This window comes from Xanthomonas sp. NCPPB 3761, assembly GCF_041475705.2.
In the GTDB taxonomy this organism is placed as follows: Bacteria; Pseudomonadota; Gammaproteobacteria; order Xanthomonadales; family Xanthomonadaceae; genus Xanthomonas; species Xanthomonas phaseoli.
Window position 1 is genome coordinate 4114186 of the sequence record NZ_CM191262.1, and the last position, 18698, is coordinate 4132883.

Annotated in this window: 15 protein-coding genes, 1 other RNA gene and 4 pseudogenes; 12 read left to right on the forward strand and 8 right to left on the reverse strand. The window is 64.4% G+C overall.

The window, feature by feature from the left end; all coding sequences use genetic code 11:
* Positions 1–4: 4 nt before the first annotated feature.
* From ACCQ00_RS17845 to ACCQ00_RS17870, 6 genes are all read left to right on the forward strand, one after another.
* Positions 5–466 (forward strand): hypothetical protein, encoded by a 462-nt coding sequence (locus ACCQ00_RS17845; protein WP_007962256.1) that lies wholly within the window; start codon positions 5–7, stop codon positions 464–466.
* Complete coding sequence (locus ACCQ00_RS17850) at positions 459–2195, forward strand: ATP-binding response regulator (protein WP_039583909.1); 1737 nt, start codon at positions 459–461, stop codon at positions 2193–2195. The genes ACCQ00_RS17845 and ACCQ00_RS17850 overlap by 8 nt, the downstream gene beginning before the upstream one ends.
* Entirely contained in the window at positions 2182–3009 is an 828-nt protein-coding gene (locus tag ACCQ00_RS17855) for an alpha/beta hydrolase (protein WP_039570922.1), read from the forward strand. Before ACCQ00_RS17850 ends, ACCQ00_RS17855 begins: the two co-directional genes overlap by 14 nt.
* Positions 3010–3164: 155 nt before the next feature.
* Complete coding sequence (locus tag ACCQ00_RS17860) at positions 3165–3725, forward strand: DUF1415 domain-containing protein (RefSeq protein WP_039570919.1); 561 nt, start codon at positions 3165–3167, stop codon at positions 3723–3725.
* Between the two features lie 416 nt (positions 3726–4141).
* Positions 4142–4948, forward strand: a complete 807-nt coding sequence (locus ACCQ00_RS17865; RefSeq protein ID WP_039570913.1) for an SDR family oxidoreductase — start codon at positions 4142–4144, stop codon at positions 4946–4948.
* 62 nt (positions 4949–5010) lie between these two features.
* Positions 5011–5101: non-coding RNA, sX9 sRNA (locus ACCQ00_RS17870), on the forward strand.
* 98 nt (positions 5102–5199) lie between these two features.
* Here the strand turns inward: ACCQ00_RS17870 and ACCQ00_RS17875 are convergent.
* The 3 genes from ACCQ00_RS17875 to ACCQ00_RS17885 are packed head-to-tail and all read right to left on the reverse strand — an operon-like array spanning position 5200 to position 7654.
* Positions 5200–5880 carry an HAD family hydrolase gene (locus ACCQ00_RS17875; RefSeq protein ID WP_017157456.1) on the reverse strand — a complete coding sequence of 227 codons (681 nt, stop codon included), beginning with the start codon at positions 5878–5880 and terminating at the stop codon, positions 5200–5202.
* Positions 5877–6590, reverse strand: coding sequence for a pseudouridine synthase (locus ACCQ00_RS17880; protein WP_039570911.1), 714 nt, complete (start codon positions 6588–6590; stop codon positions 5877–5879). The genes ACCQ00_RS17875 and ACCQ00_RS17880 overlap by 4 nt, the downstream gene beginning before the upstream one ends.
* Entirely contained in the window at positions 6587–7654 is a 1068-nt protein-coding gene (locus ACCQ00_RS17885) for a class I SAM-dependent methyltransferase (RefSeq protein ID WP_372353999.1), read from the reverse strand. Before ACCQ00_RS17885 ends, ACCQ00_RS17880 begins: the two co-directional genes overlap by 4 nt.
* A 329-nt stretch (positions 7655–7983) precedes the next feature.
* Here ACCQ00_RS17885 and ACCQ00_RS17890 point away from each other — a divergent pair, with 329 nt between their 5' ends.
* The 4 genes and pseudogenes from ACCQ00_RS17890 to ACCQ00_RS17905 all read left to right on the forward strand — a co-directional run.
* Positions 7984–8457, forward strand: coding sequence for a hypothetical protein (locus ACCQ00_RS17890; protein ID WP_080576076.1), 474 nt, complete (start codon positions 7984–7986; stop codon positions 8455–8457).
* 283 nt (positions 8458–8740) lie between these two features.
* The gene (locus ACCQ00_RS17895; protein ID WP_074053337.1) at positions 8741–9001 is read left to right on the forward strand and encodes a hypothetical protein; all 261 of its coding nucleotides are present in this window, start codon (positions 8741–8743) and stop codon (positions 8999–9001) included.
* A gap of 64 nt (positions 9002–9065) precedes the next feature.
* Positions 9066–10049, forward strand: coding sequence for an IS5-like element ISXfu1 family transposase (locus ACCQ00_RS17900; RefSeq protein WP_022557821.1), 984 nt, complete (start codon positions 9066–9068; stop codon positions 10047–10049).
* Positions 10050–10443: 394 nt separating this feature from the next.
* Positions 10444–10755, forward strand: a pseudogene (locus ACCQ00_RS17905) (transposase); the annotation flags it as partial.
* Positions 10756–10793: 38 nt separating this feature from the next.
* Here the strand turns inward: ACCQ00_RS17905 and ACCQ00_RS17910 are convergent.
* A pseudogene (locus tag ACCQ00_RS17910) lies at positions 10794–11540 on the reverse strand (IS3-like element ISXac2 family transposase); the annotation flags it as partial.
* 64 nt (positions 11541–11604) lie between these two features.
* Between ACCQ00_RS17910 and ACCQ00_RS17915 the strand changes: the two are divergent.
* Positions 11605–12831 (forward strand): IS256-like element ISXax1 family transposase, encoded by a 1227-nt coding sequence (locus ACCQ00_RS17915; protein WP_011345585.1) that lies wholly within the window; start codon positions 11605–11607, stop codon positions 12829–12831.
* A gap of 37 nt (positions 12832–12868) precedes the next feature.
* Here ACCQ00_RS17915 and ACCQ00_RS17920 read toward each other — a convergent pair.
* A pseudogene (locus ACCQ00_RS17920) lies at positions 12869–13218 on the reverse strand (transposase); the annotation flags it as partial.
* Positions 13219–13288: 70 nt separating this feature from the next.
* On the opposite strand from ACCQ00_RS17920, the pseudogene ACCQ00_RS17925 reads away from it, so the two are divergent.
* Positions 13289–14206 (forward strand): annotated as a pseudogene (locus ACCQ00_RS17925) (IS256-like element ISXax1 family transposase); the annotation flags it as partial.
* A gap of 307 nt (positions 14207–14513) precedes the next feature.
* On the opposite strand, the gene ACCQ00_RS17930 reads toward ACCQ00_RS17925, so the two are convergent.
* The 3 genes from ACCQ00_RS17930 to ACCQ00_RS17940 all read right to left on the reverse strand — a co-directional run bounded on the left by ACCQ00_RS17930 (position 14514) and on the right by ACCQ00_RS17940 (position 18613).
* Positions 14514–15851, reverse strand: coding sequence for a PQQ-dependent sugar dehydrogenase (locus ACCQ00_RS17930; RefSeq protein WP_017157454.1), 1338 nt, complete (start codon positions 15849–15851; stop codon positions 14514–14516).
* Between the two features lie 88 nt (positions 15852–15939).
* On the reverse strand, positions 15940–16248 hold the full coding sequence (locus ACCQ00_RS17935; protein ID WP_039571602.1) for a DUF3247 family protein: 309 nt from the start codon (positions 16246–16248) through the stop codon (positions 15940–15942).
* A 331-nt stretch (positions 16249–16579) separates the two neighbouring features.
* The gene (locus ACCQ00_RS17940; protein WP_039571599.1) at positions 16580–18613 is read right to left on the reverse strand and encodes a PAS domain-containing hybrid sensor histidine kinase/response regulator; all 2034 of its coding nucleotides are present in this window, start codon (positions 18611–18613) and stop codon (positions 16580–16582) included.
* Between the last annotated feature and the right edge of the window lie 85 nt (positions 18614–18698).

Consider the following 18698-nt stretch of genomic DNA (forward strand, 5'->3'; position numbering starts at 1 on the left):
GAGCATGCGCGACCTGTTCGCCAGCGTGTTGCAACGCCTGCGCATGCACGGGCCGGCGAACGCCGCGGGCGAACAGGCCAGGCACGCCGCCGCCCATGCGCAACCACGCATCGAGGCCGGCTCGACGCTGCACACCATGGCCGGCCTGGACCCGGTAGCGGCAGCGGCGTTCGCCGATGCGTTCCTGGTGGAGATCGAACATGCCATCGCCACCTGTACGCTCGACGATGCCGGCACACCGCAGGCGCAGGCGCTGCAACAGATCCACTCGTTGAAAAACACCATTTCGCTGACCGGCTCGCAGCAGTTGCTCAAGGCCTGCGACCAGTTGCGCGACGCCGCAAGCCACGGCGCGCTGGGCGAAACGCTGGCGCAGCGCTTCACTGCGGTGGCGAACGCGGCTGGCCTGCTGGTCAAGCAGTACCGGCGTACCCTCCCTTCCGACGATGCGGACCCTCATGCGTAGCACTCCCAATCGCGCAGCGCCCGGCCTGATCCTGGCCGCCAGGCAATTGCGTAACGACAGACTGGTGCGGCTGTTCGAGTCGTTCCTGGAATATCGCGCCTGCGTCGGCCGCGTGATCGTGCAGAGCATCGTCACCGCCTGGTGCCTGGGCTGGCTGTACGGGCCGCAACCGGTGCTGGTGGCCGACGCGCACCATGTCTTTCCCACCGCGGTCGGCCTGTGGGTGCTGTCGGTGGTGTGGATGCTGCTGGTACGCCGCCGTGTCATTGCGCCCAGCGAATGGCTCGATGCGATGGGCTTTGCGATGAACCTGCTGTTCATCGGCATCCAGACCTACCTGGCCTTCATCCTGTTGATGTCGTTGAACGCATTTCTGCCGTTCATCACCATCGCTGCGGTGGCGCGTTATGGGCAACGCGCGATATTTCCGGTGTTGCTCAGCACCTTCGTGCTGATGCTATTGACCGCACCGTCGGGCTATTGGCTGTCGCGCCCGGCGTATTTCGTCTATGCCGTGGCGCTGATCATCGTGCTGCCGTTGCTGGTGGCGCGGATCGTGCTTGCGATGCAGGAAGTGGCGCTGCAGGCGCTGGCCTCGCGCGATGCGCAAAGCCGTTTCATCAGCACCATGAGTCACGAATTACGTACGCCGCTCAATGCGGTGATCAACTGCGCCCAGTTGATCGAAACCGAGCAAATGCCGGCGCAGCAACGCGAGTTGCTGCAATCGGTGACCGTCAATGCGACCGCGCTGCGCCATCGTGTCAACGAGGTGCTGGATGTGGCCAGCATCGATGGCGGACGCCTGCAGCTGCATCGCAAGCCGTTGAACCTGCTGGACGTGGTCGCCACGGTGAAAGCGGTCTGCGCCACTGCGGCGTCCAGCAAGGGCGTCACGCTCGATGTGCGTGTCGATAGCCCGCAGGCACCGCATGTGATGGGCGACGAAGGCCGCATCGAGCAGGTGATCAGCAATTTGGTGATCAACGCGATCAAGTTCACCCCGGCCGGCGGCACGGTGGATCTGCTGATCGATGCGACCCAGGTGCAGGAGCGCTGGAGCATCGCGGTGACCGTCACCGACACCGGTATTGGCGTACCGGACGATCAGAAGGCCTACATCTTCACTCCGTTCACCCAGCTCAGTACCGGCTTCAGTCGCGTCGAAGGCGGCGTGGGCCTGGGGCTGTACATCGCGCTGTCGGTTTCCGATGCGATGGGCGGCAGCCTGACCGTGAGCGACAACCCCGCTGGCGGCAGCATCTTCCGCTGGATTTTCGAACTGCCCGGCGCCGCGGCCGGCAGCAATACGCTCGCGCTGCGCGATGCGTTGGCCCAGCACGCGCAGAACGTGCCCTCCCTGCATTGCCTGGTCTTTGAAGACATGGATACCAATCGCCTGGTGATCGGCAACCTGCTGACCCGCGCCGGGCATCGGGTGAGTTTCCAGGTCGATGGCACCGATGCGGTGCAGCGTATCCGCGAGGCAGCGCCGGACCTGGTGTTCCTGGATCTGCACATGCCCGGTACCTCCGGCTGGGATGCGCTGCGCGAAGCGCGCGATGCGATGTCGGCGCTGCCGCCGATCATCGTGCTGACCACCGACACGCGGACCGATTCGATGCGCGACGCCAGCGCGGCGGGCGTGGCCGGCTATCTGCCCAAGCCGATCAATGCGCACGAATTGCTGGCATTGCTCACCCAGCACGCCAGCCATGCACGCCCCTGAGCTCAAGCCGGGCAACGCCGCACGCATCTATTGGCAGCAGGGCGCACACGCCGGCACGCCGCTGGTGGTGCTGTACCTGCACGGCTTCAGCGCCAGCCCGGGCGAAGCAGGCGCGCTACCCGAACAGATGGCCGATGCGCTGGCGGCCAACGGCTATGTGCATCGCTGGCCCGGGCACGGGCTCGCCGCCGCCGATGCAATGCAGGGGCTCAGCCCGGCGGTATTGCAGGCCTCGGCGCTGGAGGCACTGGCCCAGGCGCAACGCCTGGGCGAGCGGGTTGCGATTGTCGGCTCGTCGATGGGCGCCACGCTGGGTTTGTGGCTGGCCGCGCAGTACCCGGACGCGGTGGCCGCTGTGGTTGCCTGGTCGCCGGGCATCCGGCCTGCCGACCCGGCACTGCTTGAGCAGATCTGCGCCGCGCAGGCGCCGTTGATCGACCCGCGCACGGGCACGCCTGCCGCGCGCGCGTTCTGGTCGGAGACGATCCATCCGGACGGATTTCGCGCCTTGCGTGGCCTGTTCGAGCGCATCGCCGCCGACCCGCCGTGGCCGCGCGTGCGCTGCCCGGTGTTTCTAGGCTACTACCGCGCTGCCGATGGCCGCGAAGACGGCATCGCCTCGGTGCCGGCGATGCTGCAGATGTTCGCAGCGCTGGGCACTGCGCCGGCACACAGGCAGGCGCTGGCATTCGACACCGGCGCGCATGCGATCGGGTCGCCGCACAAGACGCCGATGGCCGACGCCGTCGCGCAGGCGTCCATCGCGTTCTTGCAGGCGCAACTCCGTGCTGCGCCGCACGGCCGGGATGGGTGAGCGCAAGCGGGTGCGCGCGCAGGGTCGAAAAACCCTGCCGCCTTGCTGGCAGCGTCGTGATGTTGCCCGCTAGCGCCCGCTACTGCCCGCCACCTGGCGCGCGGCTCGCTACTTGGCGATCGCATACACTGGCGCGCCATCTTGCTGCCGCCACGATGACCACCACGCCCACGCCATCCGATCCGATCGCCGACACCCGCAAGTGGATCGAACGTGCGGTGATCGGATTGAACCTGTGCCCGTTCGCCAAGGCGGTGTACGTCAAGGAGCAGGTGCGGCTGGTGCTCAGCGATGCCAGCACGCCCGAAGCCTTGCTGGAACAGCTGGCCGAGGAACTGGTGCTGCTGCGCGATACACCGGCCGAACAGATCGACACCACGCTGATCGTGCACCCGGACGTGCTCACCGATTTCCTGGACTACAACGACTTTCTCGACAACGCCGATGCGGCGGTGGAGGCGCTGGACCTGCAAGGCGTGTTGCAGGTGGCCAGCTTCCATCCGGATTACCAGTTCGCAGGCGCGGCGCCGGACGATGTGGCCAACTTTACCAACCGCTCGCCCTTCCCCACCTTGCACCTGTTGCGCGAAGACAGCGTGGAGCGTGCAGTGGCAGCGTTCCCGGATCCGGATGTGATCGTCGAACGCAATATCCAGACGCTCGAACGCCTGGGCAGCGATGGCTTCGCGCGTGTGCTCAACGGTGCAGAGCACTGAGTGCTGCCCCAAGCGCGCGGGACGGCAAGGCGAGCGCGGCTCTCGCTCATCTGCGCTCCTAGCGCGTCGGCACAAAACGCCATAGAAGCTCTTCAGCTGCGTGCGGATCACGTGCTCGGCGTCGACCTAGTCGAGTGACGCACGCCGCCGGCCGCCCTGCACACGCGTGGCATCGGGCAATCATGTGATCGTGTGATCGAGGGCCCGCACGGCAGCACTGGCGGCACCGGGACCTTGCGCAACGCCTATTGCCCGTGCACCTGCTCAGATCAACCCGCATCCGTCACGTTCAAGGTGGATGACATCGAGCGCGTGCGTCGGCACATGCGCTGAGTGCTCACATGCGCGCCCTTTTGCTGCGACGACGACAGCCCGCACGCTACAGTGCCGCCACTCTCACCCACGTGCCGCATGCCATGGCCTTGATCCCCGCAATTTCCGCATGGAACCCGTCGCCGCTGCAGGACCGCGTGGTGGTGATCACCGGTGGCGCGCAAGGCATCGGCCGCGGCATTGCGCAGGCGGTGCTGGGCGCGGGCGGCAGCGTGGTGATTGGCGATCTGGATGCCGATGCCGGCAAGGCCTGCCTGCAGGAATGGGCGCTGCCTCGCCGCAGCGCTTTCGTCCGCTGCGATGCCGCGCGCCAAGCGCAGGCCACGCGCCTGGTCGAGGCGGCGCTCAAGCGCTTCGGGCGCATCGATGGCCTGGTCAACAATGCCGGCGTGCCCGATCCGCATATCGCAGCACTGCCGCAACTGGACTGGGACACGTGGAACAGCCGGCTGTCCAGCCTGCACGGCGCCTTCCTGTGCAGCAAGCAGGCGCTGCCCGCGCTCAGGCAGGCGCCAGAAGGCGGCGCGATCGTCAACATCGCCTCCACCCGCGCCTTGCAATCGGAGCCGCACAGCGAAGCGTACGCCGCAGCCAAGGGCGGCCTGGTGGCTTTTACCCACGCGCTGGCGCTGAGCGAGGGGCCGCATGTGCGCGTCAACAGCATCAGCCCGGGGTGGATCAGCACCGAGGCGTGGCGCGCGCCGCAGCGCCGGCGGGCCCCGAAATTGTCGCGTCGGGACCATGCGCAGCATCCGGCCGGGCGCGTGGGCACGCCCGAAGACATCGCGCAGCTGGCGGTCTATCTGCTCGCGCCGCAGCTCTCCGGTTTCGTCACCGGGCAGGATTTCATCGTCGACGGGGGCATGTCGCGCAAGATGCAATACGCCTAAGAGCAGCGATGAAAAACTACTACGCAGCGGCCAGGCGGCCGCGGCCGGTGCCCGGAATCGGCATGTACAACTCATACACTCGGCTCCTGTGCCACTCGGTTCCTGTGCGCCGTCCACGCCCACCTGACGACCGCTCGCTACGTTTTGTTAGCCACTCTTAAGAGCCGCGCAGCGAGCCGGCCTACAACACCTGCGCACTCACAGCTCGACTGGCGCGTGCGCTGGACCCGGGACGCATCCACCCGACCCCATCACTGCGACAAGCGGGCTTCCAGCAAGCGTTGCGCATCGCCTAGCGAAGGCAGGATGCGGTGGCCGAGCGCGCGCACGCTGGCATCGGGTTCGAGCAGGTCCGGAATCTGGATCGGTGTCATGCCCGCCGCCAATGCTGCACGCACGCCGGTGGGCGAGTCTTCCAGCACCAGGCACTGCGCGGGGTCCACCGCCAGGGTGCGCGCCGCCAGCAGATAGATATCCGGCGCAGGTTTCGGATGGACCACATCGCTGGCCGTGCAGACCGCATCGAAGCGCCACAACAGATCGGCCGCTTCCAGCTTGCGCAGCGCCAGCGGGCGCTGGGTGGAGGTGGCCACCGCACGCGGCATGCGCTGGGCTGCCAGATAGTCCAACAGCGCAATGATGCCGGGCCGATGCGGGATGCCGCACTCGACCGCAGCGGCATACAGCCGTTGCGCATGCGCCAGCATGGTGTCGGCCGCGGCCTCGCCGATCCGCTCGCCGAGCAACCGGCGGCAGGCCGCATCGCCGGTGCCCACCATGCGTAACCAGAAGACCGGTTCGATCTGCAGACCCTGGTCGTCGGCGGCCTGCGCCAGGCAGGCGGTGATGGCGCGCTCGCTGTCGAGCATCAAGCCATCCATGTCGAAGATCACCGCCTGCGGGCGAAACGGCAACGCTGCAGCGTGCGTCATGCCGGGCCGCCACGGCCGAACAACACCTCAAGATCGCTGACTTCCAGCGCACGCCATTGCCCCGACGGCAAACCCTCCAGCGACAGGCCACCGATGCGGCTGCGGTGCAGCGCGACCACATGGTTGCCGGCAGCAGCGAACATGCGCCGCACCTGGTGATAGCGACCTTCGTGCAGGGTCAGCCGCGCCTGGCGTGGGCCAAGCACCTCCAGTTCGGCCGGCAGCAGCGGCTTGGTTTCGCCCTCCAGCAGCAGGCTGCCGCTGGCGAACAGCGCGGCCTCCTCGCCACGCAGGTCCTCGGCCAGGGTGATGTCGTACACCTTGTCCAGCGCGGATTTGGGCGAAATGATCCGATGCAGCAGCGCGCCGTCGTCGGTCATCAACAACAGGCCGCTGGTCTCGCGGTCCAGCCGCCCCACCGGCGCCAACACCGGCGCACGCAGGCGGAAACGTGGCGGCAGCAATTCGTAGATCAGCCGGCCGGTGTCCTTGGTCGAGCAGGTGTAGCCGCCGGGTTTATGCAGCAACAGGCTCAAGCCCGCCGGCGGATCGAGCGGTTCGCCATCGATGCGGATGGCGTCGTGCTCCACCTGGTCGTCGGCATACAGCACCTCGCCTTGCGCATCGGTGATCGCGCCCTGCCGGAACAGCTGGGTGACTTGCTTGCGGCTGCCGTAGCCGAGATTGGCGATGTGTTTGACCAGCTTCATGGGCGCGCCCCGCGGCCGCGGGTCGCCGCGATCAGCTTGAATCCATCGCGTTCGGCAGCCACGCGCACCTGCCCGAAACTGTCGTTGAGCACCTGTTCGTAGGGTAGATGCCGGTTGGCGACCAGCAGCACTTGCCCGCCCGGGCGCAGCGCCTGCGCGGCCACTGCAATGAAGCGCTGCCCGATGTCCGGGCGGTCGGCACGCGACGGCGTATGGAACGGCGGGTTGCTGACGATGAAATCGTATTGCCCCACCAGCCCGGCCGTGATATCGCGCCAGTGGTAGTGCAGCTGCGCCGGATGCGCGATGTCCTGCAGATTGCGCCGCGCCAGTGTCAACGCGCGCGCCTCGGCTTCGTACAGATCCAGCGCGGTGACCTTGGGACAACGCGCCAGCACTTCGGCCGACAGATACCCGAAACCCGCGCCCAGATCGGCGCCATGGCCGGCCAGCGTGGTGGGCAGATGCTCGACCAGCAACGCAGAAGCGGGGTCGATGCGATCCCAGGCAAAGACGCCGGGACGGCTGACGAAGCGGCCGTCCAGAATCTTGCGTGGCGCATCCAACGCGGCCCAGCGGGCCTGCAGCGCGGCATCGGTGCCAGCCGGCAGCGGCGCGCTCCAATAGGTGCGGCAGTGGTACTTGGTCAGGCTACCGGCCAGCCCGGTGAGCTGGCGCAGATCCGCTTCCCCCGAGCGTGCGCCTTCGTTGTTGGACTGGCAGGCGACCACGCGGCCACCGGGTGCAGTCAGCGCCACCGCACGTGCGAACAGCGCACGTGCCTCTTCGCGCTGCCGCGGGGGCAGCACCAGCACCAGGGCATAGCGCGTGCTGTCGGCCTCGATCTCGCTTTCTTCGCGCACCGTCCACCCGTTGCGCTCCAGCGCTTCGGCAAACGGACGGAAGCTCTGCTCGCAGGTCAGCGTCTGGGTGGTTGCCCGCTCGCGCAGCGGGAAACCGTCGCGCGCGCGCAGGAACAAGACCGGTCCTTCCGGCCATGGCAGCGCGCCCTGAGCAAAGGGCAGAAACAGCGCTTGAAGCGGGGCGTCGTGCAGGCCAGCCATTGGTCGTCGGAGCAGAAATGGGCGGCCATTGTAAGGGAGCGGCGGCGGTGTGCCGCCCGCTGCGGTTGCATACTGACTGTCCGAAGCAGAAGAGGAGGCTTGCGTGGCATCCATATAATTCAACTTGACTGATAAGTAACAAAATACGGTGTTGAGCGCGAAGCGATAATGCGATAGCGATCACGTGACTCAATCTCATCCACAGGCTGACTTGGAATGGCTTACCGACGCTTGATGGCTTCTTTAATGAGTGCGTTGACAGCGTCAGAGCAAAGGCCCACGCTTGAGCTCGCAGGAAGGCCTGCCGATCATCAATAGGAATACTGGATATGAGATATAGGAAATATTTCGGACTGTTTTCCGTAACACTATTTTTGGCGACGTCCGCATATGGTCAGAATTATCGTACGGCGACGGCGCCATCCAGCTCGCTGGTAACAACGCAGAAAAGTTTATATCGCGCCGGATCTAACGAATCGCAATCCATCGTCGCTTGGATCAAGCAGCACTCACCAAAGTATCCGCCGCTGTTGCCGACGAGTAGCCTGAGTGTCTCTCGCAGCATAGTCTCGACCGGATTGATTAGTATTCAGTCCGGGCCGGATGGTCCACCGGTTCCTTTACCCACCAGCGGCGTCCCTGGCGAGAAGATTACAATCCGTAACGAATTTCCTGGCGGGGCATTTGAACAATGGGATTACGAATGGGCTGGTCAGTCAGGTGGATCATGGCAACTGACAGGCTATCAATTCAGTGCCCCGACAAGTAAAGGCGACAACGACAACCCGCGTCAGCCTTTCTGATTTCTTCTCCTCCGCATAATTGTCGGCCAGCTCCTCTCGCTTGTTTGGGAAGAGGAGCTTGGGATATTTGCAGAAGTTCCTGCGAGGCCGAGCATCGCGCCAGAGTCAGCGCTTTCAGTCAACTTTGCGCAGTACTTGGCAATAGACCGTCTTGCGGGCCGGCCATTTCAAGGGAGCGCCGCGGTTGTACCGCCCGCTGGTCGCCGCGTCTACACAGGTTATTGATGCGCACGCAACATTCGCCCGCCTAGGCTGGGATCCAAGCCCACAGCGGAGAGACGCGATGCGAGCCTTGTTCGTAGGAGGAGTTGTCGACAACAGCGAAATGGATCTGGACGACACCCCGCCACCGATGCACTACCCCGAAAACACTGGCGCCGGCAGACCCCGCTACCGCCTGCACCAGATTGGCGAACGTGGCGATGGCACGGTGGCCTACGCAGTGTATGGCGCCCCGGAAATGGCCGATGAGGATATTACTCGCATTACCGAAGAGCGCGGCTATGCGCGGCGCTTCAGTGCCTCGCCGGAGGCACCCCGTTAAGGAAACTCTGAACAATCCGTCCTGATCTGCCACAATCGATCATCGACCCGAGTAGACGATTTCGATGCAGCTGACCTTCGGCGACGCGGAGTACGACGGCAAGCGCAAGCGGACGCGGCGTGAGGTGTTTTTGGCCGAGATGGAGCAGGTCGTGCCGTGGAAGGAGCTGCTGGGGCTGATCGAGCCGCACTATCCGAAGTCGGGGCAACCGGGACGACAGCCGTATCGGCTGGAGACGATGCTGCGCATCCACTTTTTGCAGCAGTGGTATGCATTGAGCGATCCATCGGCGGAAGAAGCCTTGTACGACACGGTGTCGATGCGCCGTTTCGCCAAGATCGGCGGGCTGGATGAGGTGCCGGACGAGACGACGATTCTCAACTTTCGCCATCTGCTGGAGCAGCACGATTTGGCGCGCAAGCTGTTCAATCGGGTGAACGCGCATCTGTCGCGCAAGGGTCAGAGCCTGCGCGGCGGGACGATTGTGGATGCCACGATTATCTCTGCGCCCAGTTCGACCAAGAACAAGGACGGTGAGCGCGATCCGGAGATGCGCCAGACCAAGAAGGGCAACCAATACTTCTTCGGGATGAAGGCGCACATTGGAGTGGATGATGAATCCGGCCTAGTGCACCACGTGGAATGCACGGCAGCCAACGTGGCGGACATCACGCAAGCGCACAAGCTGCTGCATGGCAAGGAAGACACGGTGTGTGGGGACAGCGGCTACACCGGGCTTGAGAAGCGCGATGAGATCAAGGGCAAGCGCAAGCTACGCTACCTGATCGCGGAGAAGCCCTCGAAGCTGAAGCAGATCAAGAACAAGCGCGAACTGAAGTTGGCCAAGCGCTGGGAGCACACCAAGGCCAGCCTGCGTGCGAAGGTGGAACATCCGTTTCGGGTGATCAAGCGCCAGTTTGGCTATGCCAAGGTGCGCTATCGCGGCCTGGTCAAAAACACCGCGCAGGTGCTGACGCTCTTTGCGCTGTCGAACCTGTGGCTGAAGCGGAAGCAGTTGATGCCTGCCGTTGGGAAGTTGTGCCTGTAATGGGGAGAACGCCCCGAGAATGCGCTGGAAACAGCGAAAAACCGAAGGTGTGAGCGTAGTCAGCGCTACCGATGCGGGTCGACGCATCCTCTGGCCGCATTGATCAGACCATCCTTAAGGGCGAGGTACTCGATGCGGGCGCCTGGAACCTGCTCTGCCGCACGCGATGGAGCATGCGTCAGGCGCCCTCGATCCAGAGCGCGTATAGATCCTGCAGACACGCTGCACGTACGACACGCTGCATGTGGTTTGGCCAGACTCTTGACCGGCCTTGCGTCCATCGGACGCAGTCAGCCCGACCAAATCATATAGGTTCGCCTGCTTCTAGGGGCGTGTCCTAGATTTTGTGTAACCGGGCCACAGGCAGGAGACTGCCACCTAACCCGGAGACACCATGAGCCCACGCACACATGAGGTACCCGACGAGCTGCTTAGCAGCCTGTTGGTCAACTACACCAAACCCGAGGATCTGATCGGCGAGAACGGCCTGCTCAAGCAGCTGACCAAGCGGTTGGTGGAGCGGGCGCTGGACGCGGAGATGACCGAACACCTCGGTCATGACAAGCATGAGCCGGTCGCCAACGCGGCCGGCAACACGCGCAACGGACGCAGCCGCAAGACGCTCAAGGGCGAGTTCGGCGAGCTGCCGATCGAGATTCCGCGTGATCGCCACGGCAGCTTCGCGCCACAGCTGATCCCCAAGCACGGTAATCCCCCCACTTTTAGCGGTCGCCAGAAGTGGAGCTAAGCGGCCATCGCCAACTTCATGGCAGGCGTGATGCCGCCGAGCGCCATATTCGGACGCTCGTGGTTGTACGTCCATAGCCAGCGGGTGGCTTTGTCCTGCACCTGGTCGATGGTGTCGAACAGGGTTTGGGCGAGCCAGGCGTAGCGGATGGTGCGGTTGTAGCGTTCAACGTAGGCGTTCTGCTGTGGCTTGCCCGGCTGGATGTGCTCGACCCGGATACCATGCCGCTGCGCCCAGGACAGCAACGCGCCACTGATGTATTCAGGGCCGTTGTCGCAGCGGATCACGGCGGGCTTGCCGCGCCACTCGATGATCTGCTCCAGCGATCGGATCACACGGGCTGACGGCAGCGACAGATCCACCTCGATCCCCAGCCCCTCGCGATTGAAGTCGTCGAGCACATTGAACAGCCGGAAGCTGCGGCCGTCGGCCAACTGGTCGTGCATGAAGTCCATCGACCAGACCTGGTTGATAGCCTCCGGCACCGCCAGAGGCTCGGGCCGCTCACGCACCAGCCGCTTCCTCGGCTTGATCCGCAGGTTCAACTCCAGCTCGCGGTAGATCCGGTAGACCCGCTTGTGATTCCAGCCAAAGCCCTTCACGTTGCGCAGGTACAGGTAGCACAGGCCAAAGCCCCAGTCGCGATGGGCGGTCGTCAGGCGGACCAGCCAGTCGGCGATCCGGGCGTTCTGCTCGCTGGCCTTGGCCTGGTAGCGGAAGCAGGTCTGGCTCACCGCGAAGGGGCGTGTCCTAGATTTTGTGTAACCGGGCCACAGGCAGGAGACTGCCACCTAACCCGGAGACACCATGAGCCCACGCACACATGAGGTACCCGACGAGCTGCTTAGCAGCCTGTTGGTCAACTACACCAAACCCGAGGATCTGATCGGCGAGAACGGCCTGCTCAAGCAGCTGACCAAGCGGTTGGTGGAGCGGGCGCTGGACGCGGAGATGACCGAACACCTCGGTCATGACAAGCATGAGCCGGTCGCCAACGCGGCCGGCAACACGCGCAACGGACGCAGCCGCAAGACGCTCAAGGGCGAGTTCGGCGAGCTGCCGATCGAGATTCCGCGTGATCGCCACGGCAGCTTCGCGCCACAGCTGATCCCCAAGCACCAGACCCGCTGGGCCGGCTTCGATGACAAGATCTTGTCGTTGTACGCGCGCGGCATGACCGTGCGCGAGATCCAGTCGCACCTGGAGGAGATGTACGGCACCGAGGTGTCGCCGAGTCTGATTTCCTCAGTCACCGATGCGGTCGTCGAGGAGGTCAAGGCGTGGCAGGCGCGGCCACTGGATCCGGTCTATCCGATCGTCTATCTGGACTGCATCCACGTCAAAGTGCGCGAGGGCGCGGTGCGGGTCAAGGCGGTGTACCTGGCCATCGGCATCACCATGGGCGGCGAGAAGGAAGTGCTGGGCCTATGGCTGGCGCAGGCCGAGGGTGCCAAGTTTTGGCTGCAAGTCGTGACGGAGCTACGCAACCGCGGGGTGCAGGACATCTTCATTGCCTGCGTCGATGGCCTGAAGGGGTTTCCCGAGGCGATCGAGGCGGTGTTCCCGCAGACCACCGTGCAGCTGTGCATCGTGCACATGGTGCGGCACAGCCTGAACTACGTCTCGTGGAAACGCCGCGCCGAGGTTGCCGCCGATCTCAAGCGCATTTACGCCTGCGCCACCGTCGAGGAGGCCGAGCAGGCACTGACCGAGTTCGAGGCCAAGTGGGACGCCCAGTACCCGCCCATCAGCCAGTCATGGCGGCGCAATTGGTCACGACTGATCCCGTTCTTCGACTACCCACCGGAGATCCGCAAGGTGATCTATACGACCAACGCCATCGAGTCGGTCAACATGAGCCTGCGCAAGCTGACCAAGAACCGCGGCGCGTTCCCCAGCGACGAAGCCTTGATGAAACTGTTCTACCTGGCTCTGCGCAACATCACCAAGAAATGGACGCTGCCGATCCGCGACTGGAAGGCTGCGCTGAACCGCTTTACGATCCAGTTCGAGGGGCGACTTCCTCAGCGGTAACCCAAACCACGGTTACACAAAATTCTGCACACGCTCCCGCGAAGGCCTGGCAGGCGTGGCGGATGTTCGTACGCCCGCTCGTGACTGCCGATTGGGCCATCTCGCGTCGCTGAGATGGCCTCACCATTTTTTTGCGAGCGCTTCCTTCAGCAGGTCGGTACTGAGCTGCGCCTCGGCGTACATCTTCTTGAGCCGGCGGTTCTCCTCCTCCAGCTCCTTCATGCGCGCGACCATGGACACGTCCATGCCGCCGAACTTGCTGCGCCACTTGTAGAACGTGGCCGAGCTGATGCCGTGCTCGCGGCACAGCTCCGGCACGGGCGCACCGGCCTGGGCCTGCTTGAGCACGGCGATGATCTGGCTGTCGGTAAAGCGGGACTTCTTCATGGAACCTCCTCGAGAAAGGATACGAGAAAATTCCACTTCTGGCGTCTGCTAATGGGCGGGGGGATTACCGCACCAGACCCGCTGGGCCGGCTTCGATGACAAGATCTTGTCGTTGTACGCGCGCGGCATGACCGTGCGCGAGATCCAGTCGCACCTGGAGGAGATGTACGGCACCGAGGTGTCGCCGAGTCTGATTTCCTCAGTCACCGATGCGGTCGTCGAGGAGGTCAAGGCGTGGCAGGCGCGGCCACTGGATCCGGTCTATCCGATCGTCTATCTGGACTGCATCCACGTCAAAGTGCGCGAGGGCGCGGTGCGGGTCAAGGCGGTGTACCTGGCCATCGGCATCACCATGGGCGGCGAGAAGGAAGTGCTGGGCCTATGGCTGGCGCAGGCCGAGGGTGCCAAGTTTTGGCTGCAAGTCGTGACGGAGCTACGCAACCGCGGGGTGCAGGACATCTTCATTGCCTGCGTCGATGGCCTGAAGGGGTTTCCCGAGGCGATCGAGGCGGTGTTCCCGCAGACCACCGTGCAGCTGTGCATCGTGCACATGGTGCGGCACAGCCTGAACTACGTCTCGTGGAAACGCCGCGCCGAGGTTGCCGCCGATCTCAAGCGCATTTACGCCTGCGCCACCGTCGAGGAGGCCGAGCAGGCACTGACCGAGTTCGAGGCCAAGTGGGACGCCCAGTACCCGCCCATCAGCCAGTCATGGCGGCGCAATTGGTCACGACTGATCCCGTTCTTCGACTACCCACCGGAGATCCGCAAGGTGATCTATACGACCAACGCCATCGAGTCGGTCAACATGAGCCTGCGCAAGCTGACCAAGAACCGCGGCGCGTTCCCCAGCGACGAAGCCTTGATGAAACTGTTCTACCTGGCTCTGCGCAACATCACCAAGAAATGGACGCTGCCGATCCGCGACTGGAAGGCTGCGCTGAACCGCTTTACGATCCAGTTCGAGGGGCGACTTCCTCAGCGGTAACCCAAACCACGGTTACACAAAATTCTGCACACGCTCGCTTCTAGGTTCGCCTGCTTCGCCTGGGAGGCAGCCGTACTTTCCAACAATACGCCGATGGTGCACTTCGGACGCTGCGTGTTTCGAATTGCAGCCCTGCAATACAGGGCAGTTGCGCGGTTTTCAGCACGGTGAACGCAGGCTGCGCACATCACCGTCAGCTACTTCCGGGGCACCTCCACAAGACACCCAGGAGAATGCGTGGGAGAGGTGTGTCTCCCATCGCAACTGGGATTGCCTGCTGTCCTGCGCAAGCGGTCGGCATGCGGGTTCAACGCGCCTTCGGCGTCACCCGCCAGATCACATTGCCCACATCATCGGCCACCAACAGTGCGCCGCGACTGTCCGGCGCCACGCCCACCGGGCGGCCCTGTGCATTGCCTTCGGCATCCAGGAATCCGTCCAGCACCGTGATCGGCGGGCCGTTGGGCTTGCCGTCGGCGAACGGGACAAACAGCACCTTGTAGCCGCTGGGCGGGTCGCGATTCCACGAGCCGTGCTGGCCGATGAAGGCGCCCTGGCGGAAACGCTCGGGCAGCAAGCTGCCGCTGGCAAAGCTCAGGCCAAGTGATGCGGTGTGCGGGCCGAGCGCGTAGTCGGGCTTGATCGCCTTGGCCACCAGTTCGGCGTTCTGCGGTTTGACCCGCTCGTCCACATGCTGGCCGTAGTAGCTGTACGGCCAGCCGTAGAAACCGCCGTCGCGCACCGAGGTGAGGTAGTCCGGTACCAGGTCGCTGCCGATTTCGTCGCGCTCGTTGACCACCACCCACAGCGATTTGCTCTGCGGCTCCCACGCGGTGCCCACCGGATTGCGCAAGCCGCCGGCGAAGACGCGGCTGCTGCCGGTGGCCGGGTCGATCTCCAGGATCGCCGCACGATTGAGCTCGGCTTCCATGCCATTTTCGGCCACGTTGCTGTTGGAACCGACGCCGACATAGAGCTTGCTGCCGTCCGGGCTGGCCAGCAGCGACTTGGTCCAATGATGGTTGATTCCACCGGGCAGATTGGCCACAAAGGTCGGCTTGGCGGTGAGATGCGTGTCGCCGGGCTTGTACGGAAAACTCACCAGCGCATCGGCATTGGCGACATAGAAGCGGTCGCCGATCAGCGCCATGCCGAACGGCGAAAACAGGCCGCTGACGAATTGCGTGCGCACCTCTGCCACGCCGTCGCCATCGGCATCGCGCAACAAGGTGATGCGGTTGGCGCTCGCCACCGCCGCGCCGGCCTTTTTCATCATCGCGCCCTGCACTTTCTTGCGCAGTCCGCCGCCCGCTTCGGCATCCTCGGGCTTGGGCGGCTCGGCGGTCTCGGCCACCAGCACATCGCCGTTGGGCAGCACGTAGATCCAGCGCGGGTGATCCAGATCGCGCGCAAACGCGGCAACCTGCAGATCGTCGGCCGCGATGGGCTTGGCATTGGCTGCCCAGCGTTTGACCGGCGCCACCTTGACGGTGGGAATCAGGCGCTTCACCGGCTCGGGCAATTGCGGGTCCGGCCCGGTCCCCTGTTCGATCGCCAACGTTGCCGTATCGCCGCACGCGGCGAGAACGGCCAGCGCCGTCAACGACAGCGGCCAGCGGGCGAACTTCAATCGGGATGCATTCATTGCGGCCAACTCCTGGACGGTTGCGTCAGCCAGCGATCATGCCGCCAACGCGAGCGTGAGAAGTAAACACACCGTCAACACGCCGCCGTCACGGCATGACTTGCGGATCGGCGCCCAGCAACAACGGGTGCACCGCCACGATCCGGTCCATCCAGATCCACTGCGGCTCCTGCGATGCATCCAGCTGGTCCAGCCGCAGCTGACCGTTCAATCCTTCGTTGTCGTGTTCGTCCAGATAGGTTTGCAGGCTTGGGCGCACGGCAACCATGCCGCTGATCATGCTGCCGTCGTCGAGCTCGATCCGCACACGCTCCTGACCATCGAGCAGGGACACCCAATGTTCGAGTGTGGCGATCTGGACCTGTTCGGAATAGACGTGCGGGGCGTACTTGGGCATTGCGCAATCTCCATGAGCTGAGCGCACCACGCTAGGCCAGCATGCGTGAAAGAGGCAGAAAGCGCGCCGCGTACCGGTTATCGGCATCGGCGCGGCAGTGTCGCCACGTATGCGTACACATCGGTCTTCTACTGCGACCATGCTGCGCCCGTGGTGAACGGCTCATCCACCACACCATCGTGTTGGTTGCAGGAGGATCGGGCGTCTTGGGCAGATCAGCGGCTCATGGAAAGACGCCGGGTAGCTAACCACACACACGCCGCTGCGTCGCCAACGCATCGCCTCAACAGCTTGCGGTGACCCGATGCGCGGCGGTGCCACCGCGCGCCGGTTACTCCAGCGCCTGGCGCGCGGCACGCACGGCCGTGACCAGTTGCGCCACACTGTATGGCTTGGCCAGATGTTCCTGGAACCCGGACTCCAGCGCGCGCTTGCGGTCGTCTTCGCGGGCCAGGGCGGTGACCGCCACCGCCGGCAATGCGGTGGCGTCCAGCCCGAGGTTTTCGCGGACCGTGCGGATCAAGCCGTAACCGTCCATGCCCGGCATGCCGATATCGGTCAGCATCAGATCGAAGCGTGCGTGGCCACGATGATCGATCAATGCCAGCGCATCGGTGGCGCTGCCGGCAGTGACCACTTCGGCGCCCTGCTCTTCCAGCAGACGCCGCAGATAATCGAGCATGTCCGGTTGGTCTTCGACCGCCAGCAGGCGCAGGCCGTTGAGCGCGCGCGCTTCGACGATCTGTTCGGACAACAGACGCCGCCGCAATTCGCGGCGTGGGCGCTTGGCCTGGTCGGGAATGTGTTCCGGCAGCCGCACGGTGAAGGTCGCGCCCTGGCCACGGCCGCCACTGGTGGCACCAACCTGGCCGCCGTGCATTTCCACCAGCTGTTGCACGATGGCCAGGCCCAGGCCCAGGCCGCCATGCTGGCGCGTGGTGGTGCCGTCGGCCTGGCGGAACCGGCCGAACAGATGCGGCAGGAATTCGGCTGCGATGCCATCGCCGGAGTCGCAGACCGATACCACCAGATGCCCGTCGTCGCGCTCGATTTTGACGTCGATACGGCCATGTGCCGGGGTGAACTTGATCGCGTTGGACAGCAGGTTCCACAACACCTGCTGCAGGCGCGTGGCATCGCCAAGCACCAGGCAGGGCGTGGGCGGCACGTGCAGCTCCAGTACCTGATCCTTGCCTTCGGCAGCCAGTTCCTGGGTGTTCAAGGCTTCGCGCACCTGCTCGACCAGATCCAGCGATTCGACTTCCAGCTGCACCTTGCCCAGCAACATGCTGCTGAGATCGAGCATGTCGGAAATCAGCCGCTTCTGCGCACGTGCGCTGCTGGCGATCACCGACAGGCCCTTGTAAAACGGCTGGCCTTCTTCGACCCGCTGCAACAGCAACTCGCTCCAGCCCAGGATGGTGGTCAGCGGGGTACGCAGTTCGTGCGACAGCGTGGCCAGGAACTCGTCCTTCAGCCGCGCCATGCTTTCGGCCTCGTTGCGCGCGCTGCGCTCGGATTCCAGCAATTGTTCGCGCGCCAGCTCGATCTCGCGCTGCTCGGTCACGTCCGGGCTGCTGCCGGCAAGCCCGATGAAACGGCCATCGGCCGAATAGCGCGGCGTGGCGGTCATTTCGATCCAGCGCCACTGCCCATCATGGCGGCGCGCACGCACCAGCGCGCGCAGGCCACGCTGTTCCTGCAGCGATGCCGCCAGCTCGAACTGGAAGGTCGGCAAATCGTCCGGGTGCAGCAGTTCGATCCACGCCGACACCGTCCCGCTGGAAATATCCAGGCCAAAAAATTCGCCGTACGCACTGTTGACGAAGCGCACGACGCCCTGCGCGTCCAGCACCCAGACCGGCATCGGCAAGCCGTCGGCCAGGGCACTGAAGCGCGCCTCGCTCTCGGCCAGTTCGCGCTCGACGCGTTTGCGCTCTGTGATGTCCATGAACAGGACCGCCACCCGCGCCTGCTCCGGCTGCCCGACCCGGAACGCATCCACCGAATACCAGCGCTTGAGCGCCTTGGCCTGCATTTCGAAGTGGATACGATTGCCGGTGCGCGCAACATGGCCGTAGCGGTCGAACCATTCCTGCTCGTGCTCCGGGAGCATGCCGCGGACGGAGACGTTGAGCGCGTTGGACAAACCGGTGTAGCGCTCGAAGGCGCCATTGGTGGTGCGGATCACATAGTCCACCGCCTGCTCGCCGTCGAACACCATGTCGATGACGCAAAAGCCAGCATCGATGTTGTGGAAAATCTCGTGATACATCGCCGGGTCCAGAAACGGCTCGGCGATGGCGGCCGGCAGGGCGGCAGCAAGCGTTGGGTTGGAAGGAGGAGTGCTCAAATCGGAAACCACGGATGCTGCCGGAGCGGATGACGGGCAGATGAAACCATGCCCGATGTCGTCAGCGGGTGCACGCCCGGCCGGGCAAGTTCACGCT

Bases quoted from the DNA above. Each gene is read 5' to 3' on its own strand.
- ACCQ00_RS17880 (WP_039570911.1), bottom strand. From the start codon at position 6,590: ATGAAGCTGGTCAAACACATCGCCAATCTCGGCTACGGCAGCCGCAAG.
- ACCQ00_RS17900 (WP_022557821.1), top strand. From the start codon at position 9,066: ATGCAGCTGACCTTCGGCGACGCGGAGTACGACGGCAAGCGCAAGCGG.
- ACCQ00_RS17885 (WP_372353999.1), bottom strand. From the start codon at position 7,654: ATGGCTGGCCTGCACGACGCCCCGCTTCAAGCGCTGTTTCTGCCCTTT.
- ACCQ00_RS17850 (WP_039583909.1), top strand. From the start codon at position 459: ATGCGTAGCACTCCCAATCGCGCAGCGCCCGGCCTGATCCTGGCCGCC.
- ACCQ00_RS17890 (WP_080576076.1), top strand. From the start codon at position 7,984: ATGAGATATAGGAAATATTTCGGACTGTTTTCCGTAACACTATTTTTG.
- ACCQ00_RS17895 (WP_074053337.1), top strand. From the start codon at position 8,741: ATGCGAGCCTTGTTCGTAGGAGGAGTTGTCGACAACAGCGAAATGGAT.
- ACCQ00_RS17930 (WP_017157454.1), bottom strand. From the start codon at position 15,851: ATGAATGCATCCCGATTGAAGTTCGCCCGCTGGCCGCTGTCGTTGACG.
- ACCQ00_RS17875 (WP_017157456.1), bottom strand. From the start codon at position 5,880: ATGACGCACGCTGCAGCGTTGCCGTTTCGCCCGCAGGCGGTGATCTTC.
- ACCQ00_RS17860 (WP_039570919.1), top strand. From the start codon at position 3,165: ATGACCACCACGCCCACGCCATCCGATCCGATCGCCGACACCCGCAAG.
- ACCQ00_RS17845 (WP_007962256.1), top strand. From the start codon at position 5: ATGCGCGACCTGTTCGCCAGCGTGTTGCAACGCCTGCGCATGCACGGG.
- ACCQ00_RS17915 (WP_011345585.1), top strand. From the start codon at position 11,605: ATGAGCCCACGCACACATGAGGTACCCGACGAGCTGCTTAGCAGCCTG.
- ACCQ00_RS17935 (WP_039571602.1), bottom strand. From the start codon at position 16,248: ATGCCCAAGTACGCCCCGCACGTCTATTCCGAACAGGTCCAGATCGCC.
- ACCQ00_RS17865 (WP_039570913.1), top strand. From the start codon at position 4,142: ATGGCCTTGATCCCCGCAATTTCCGCATGGAACCCGTCGCCGCTGCAG.
- ACCQ00_RS17855 (WP_039570922.1), top strand. From the start codon at position 2,182: ATGCACGCCCCTGAGCTCAAGCCGGGCAACGCCGCACGCATCTATTGG.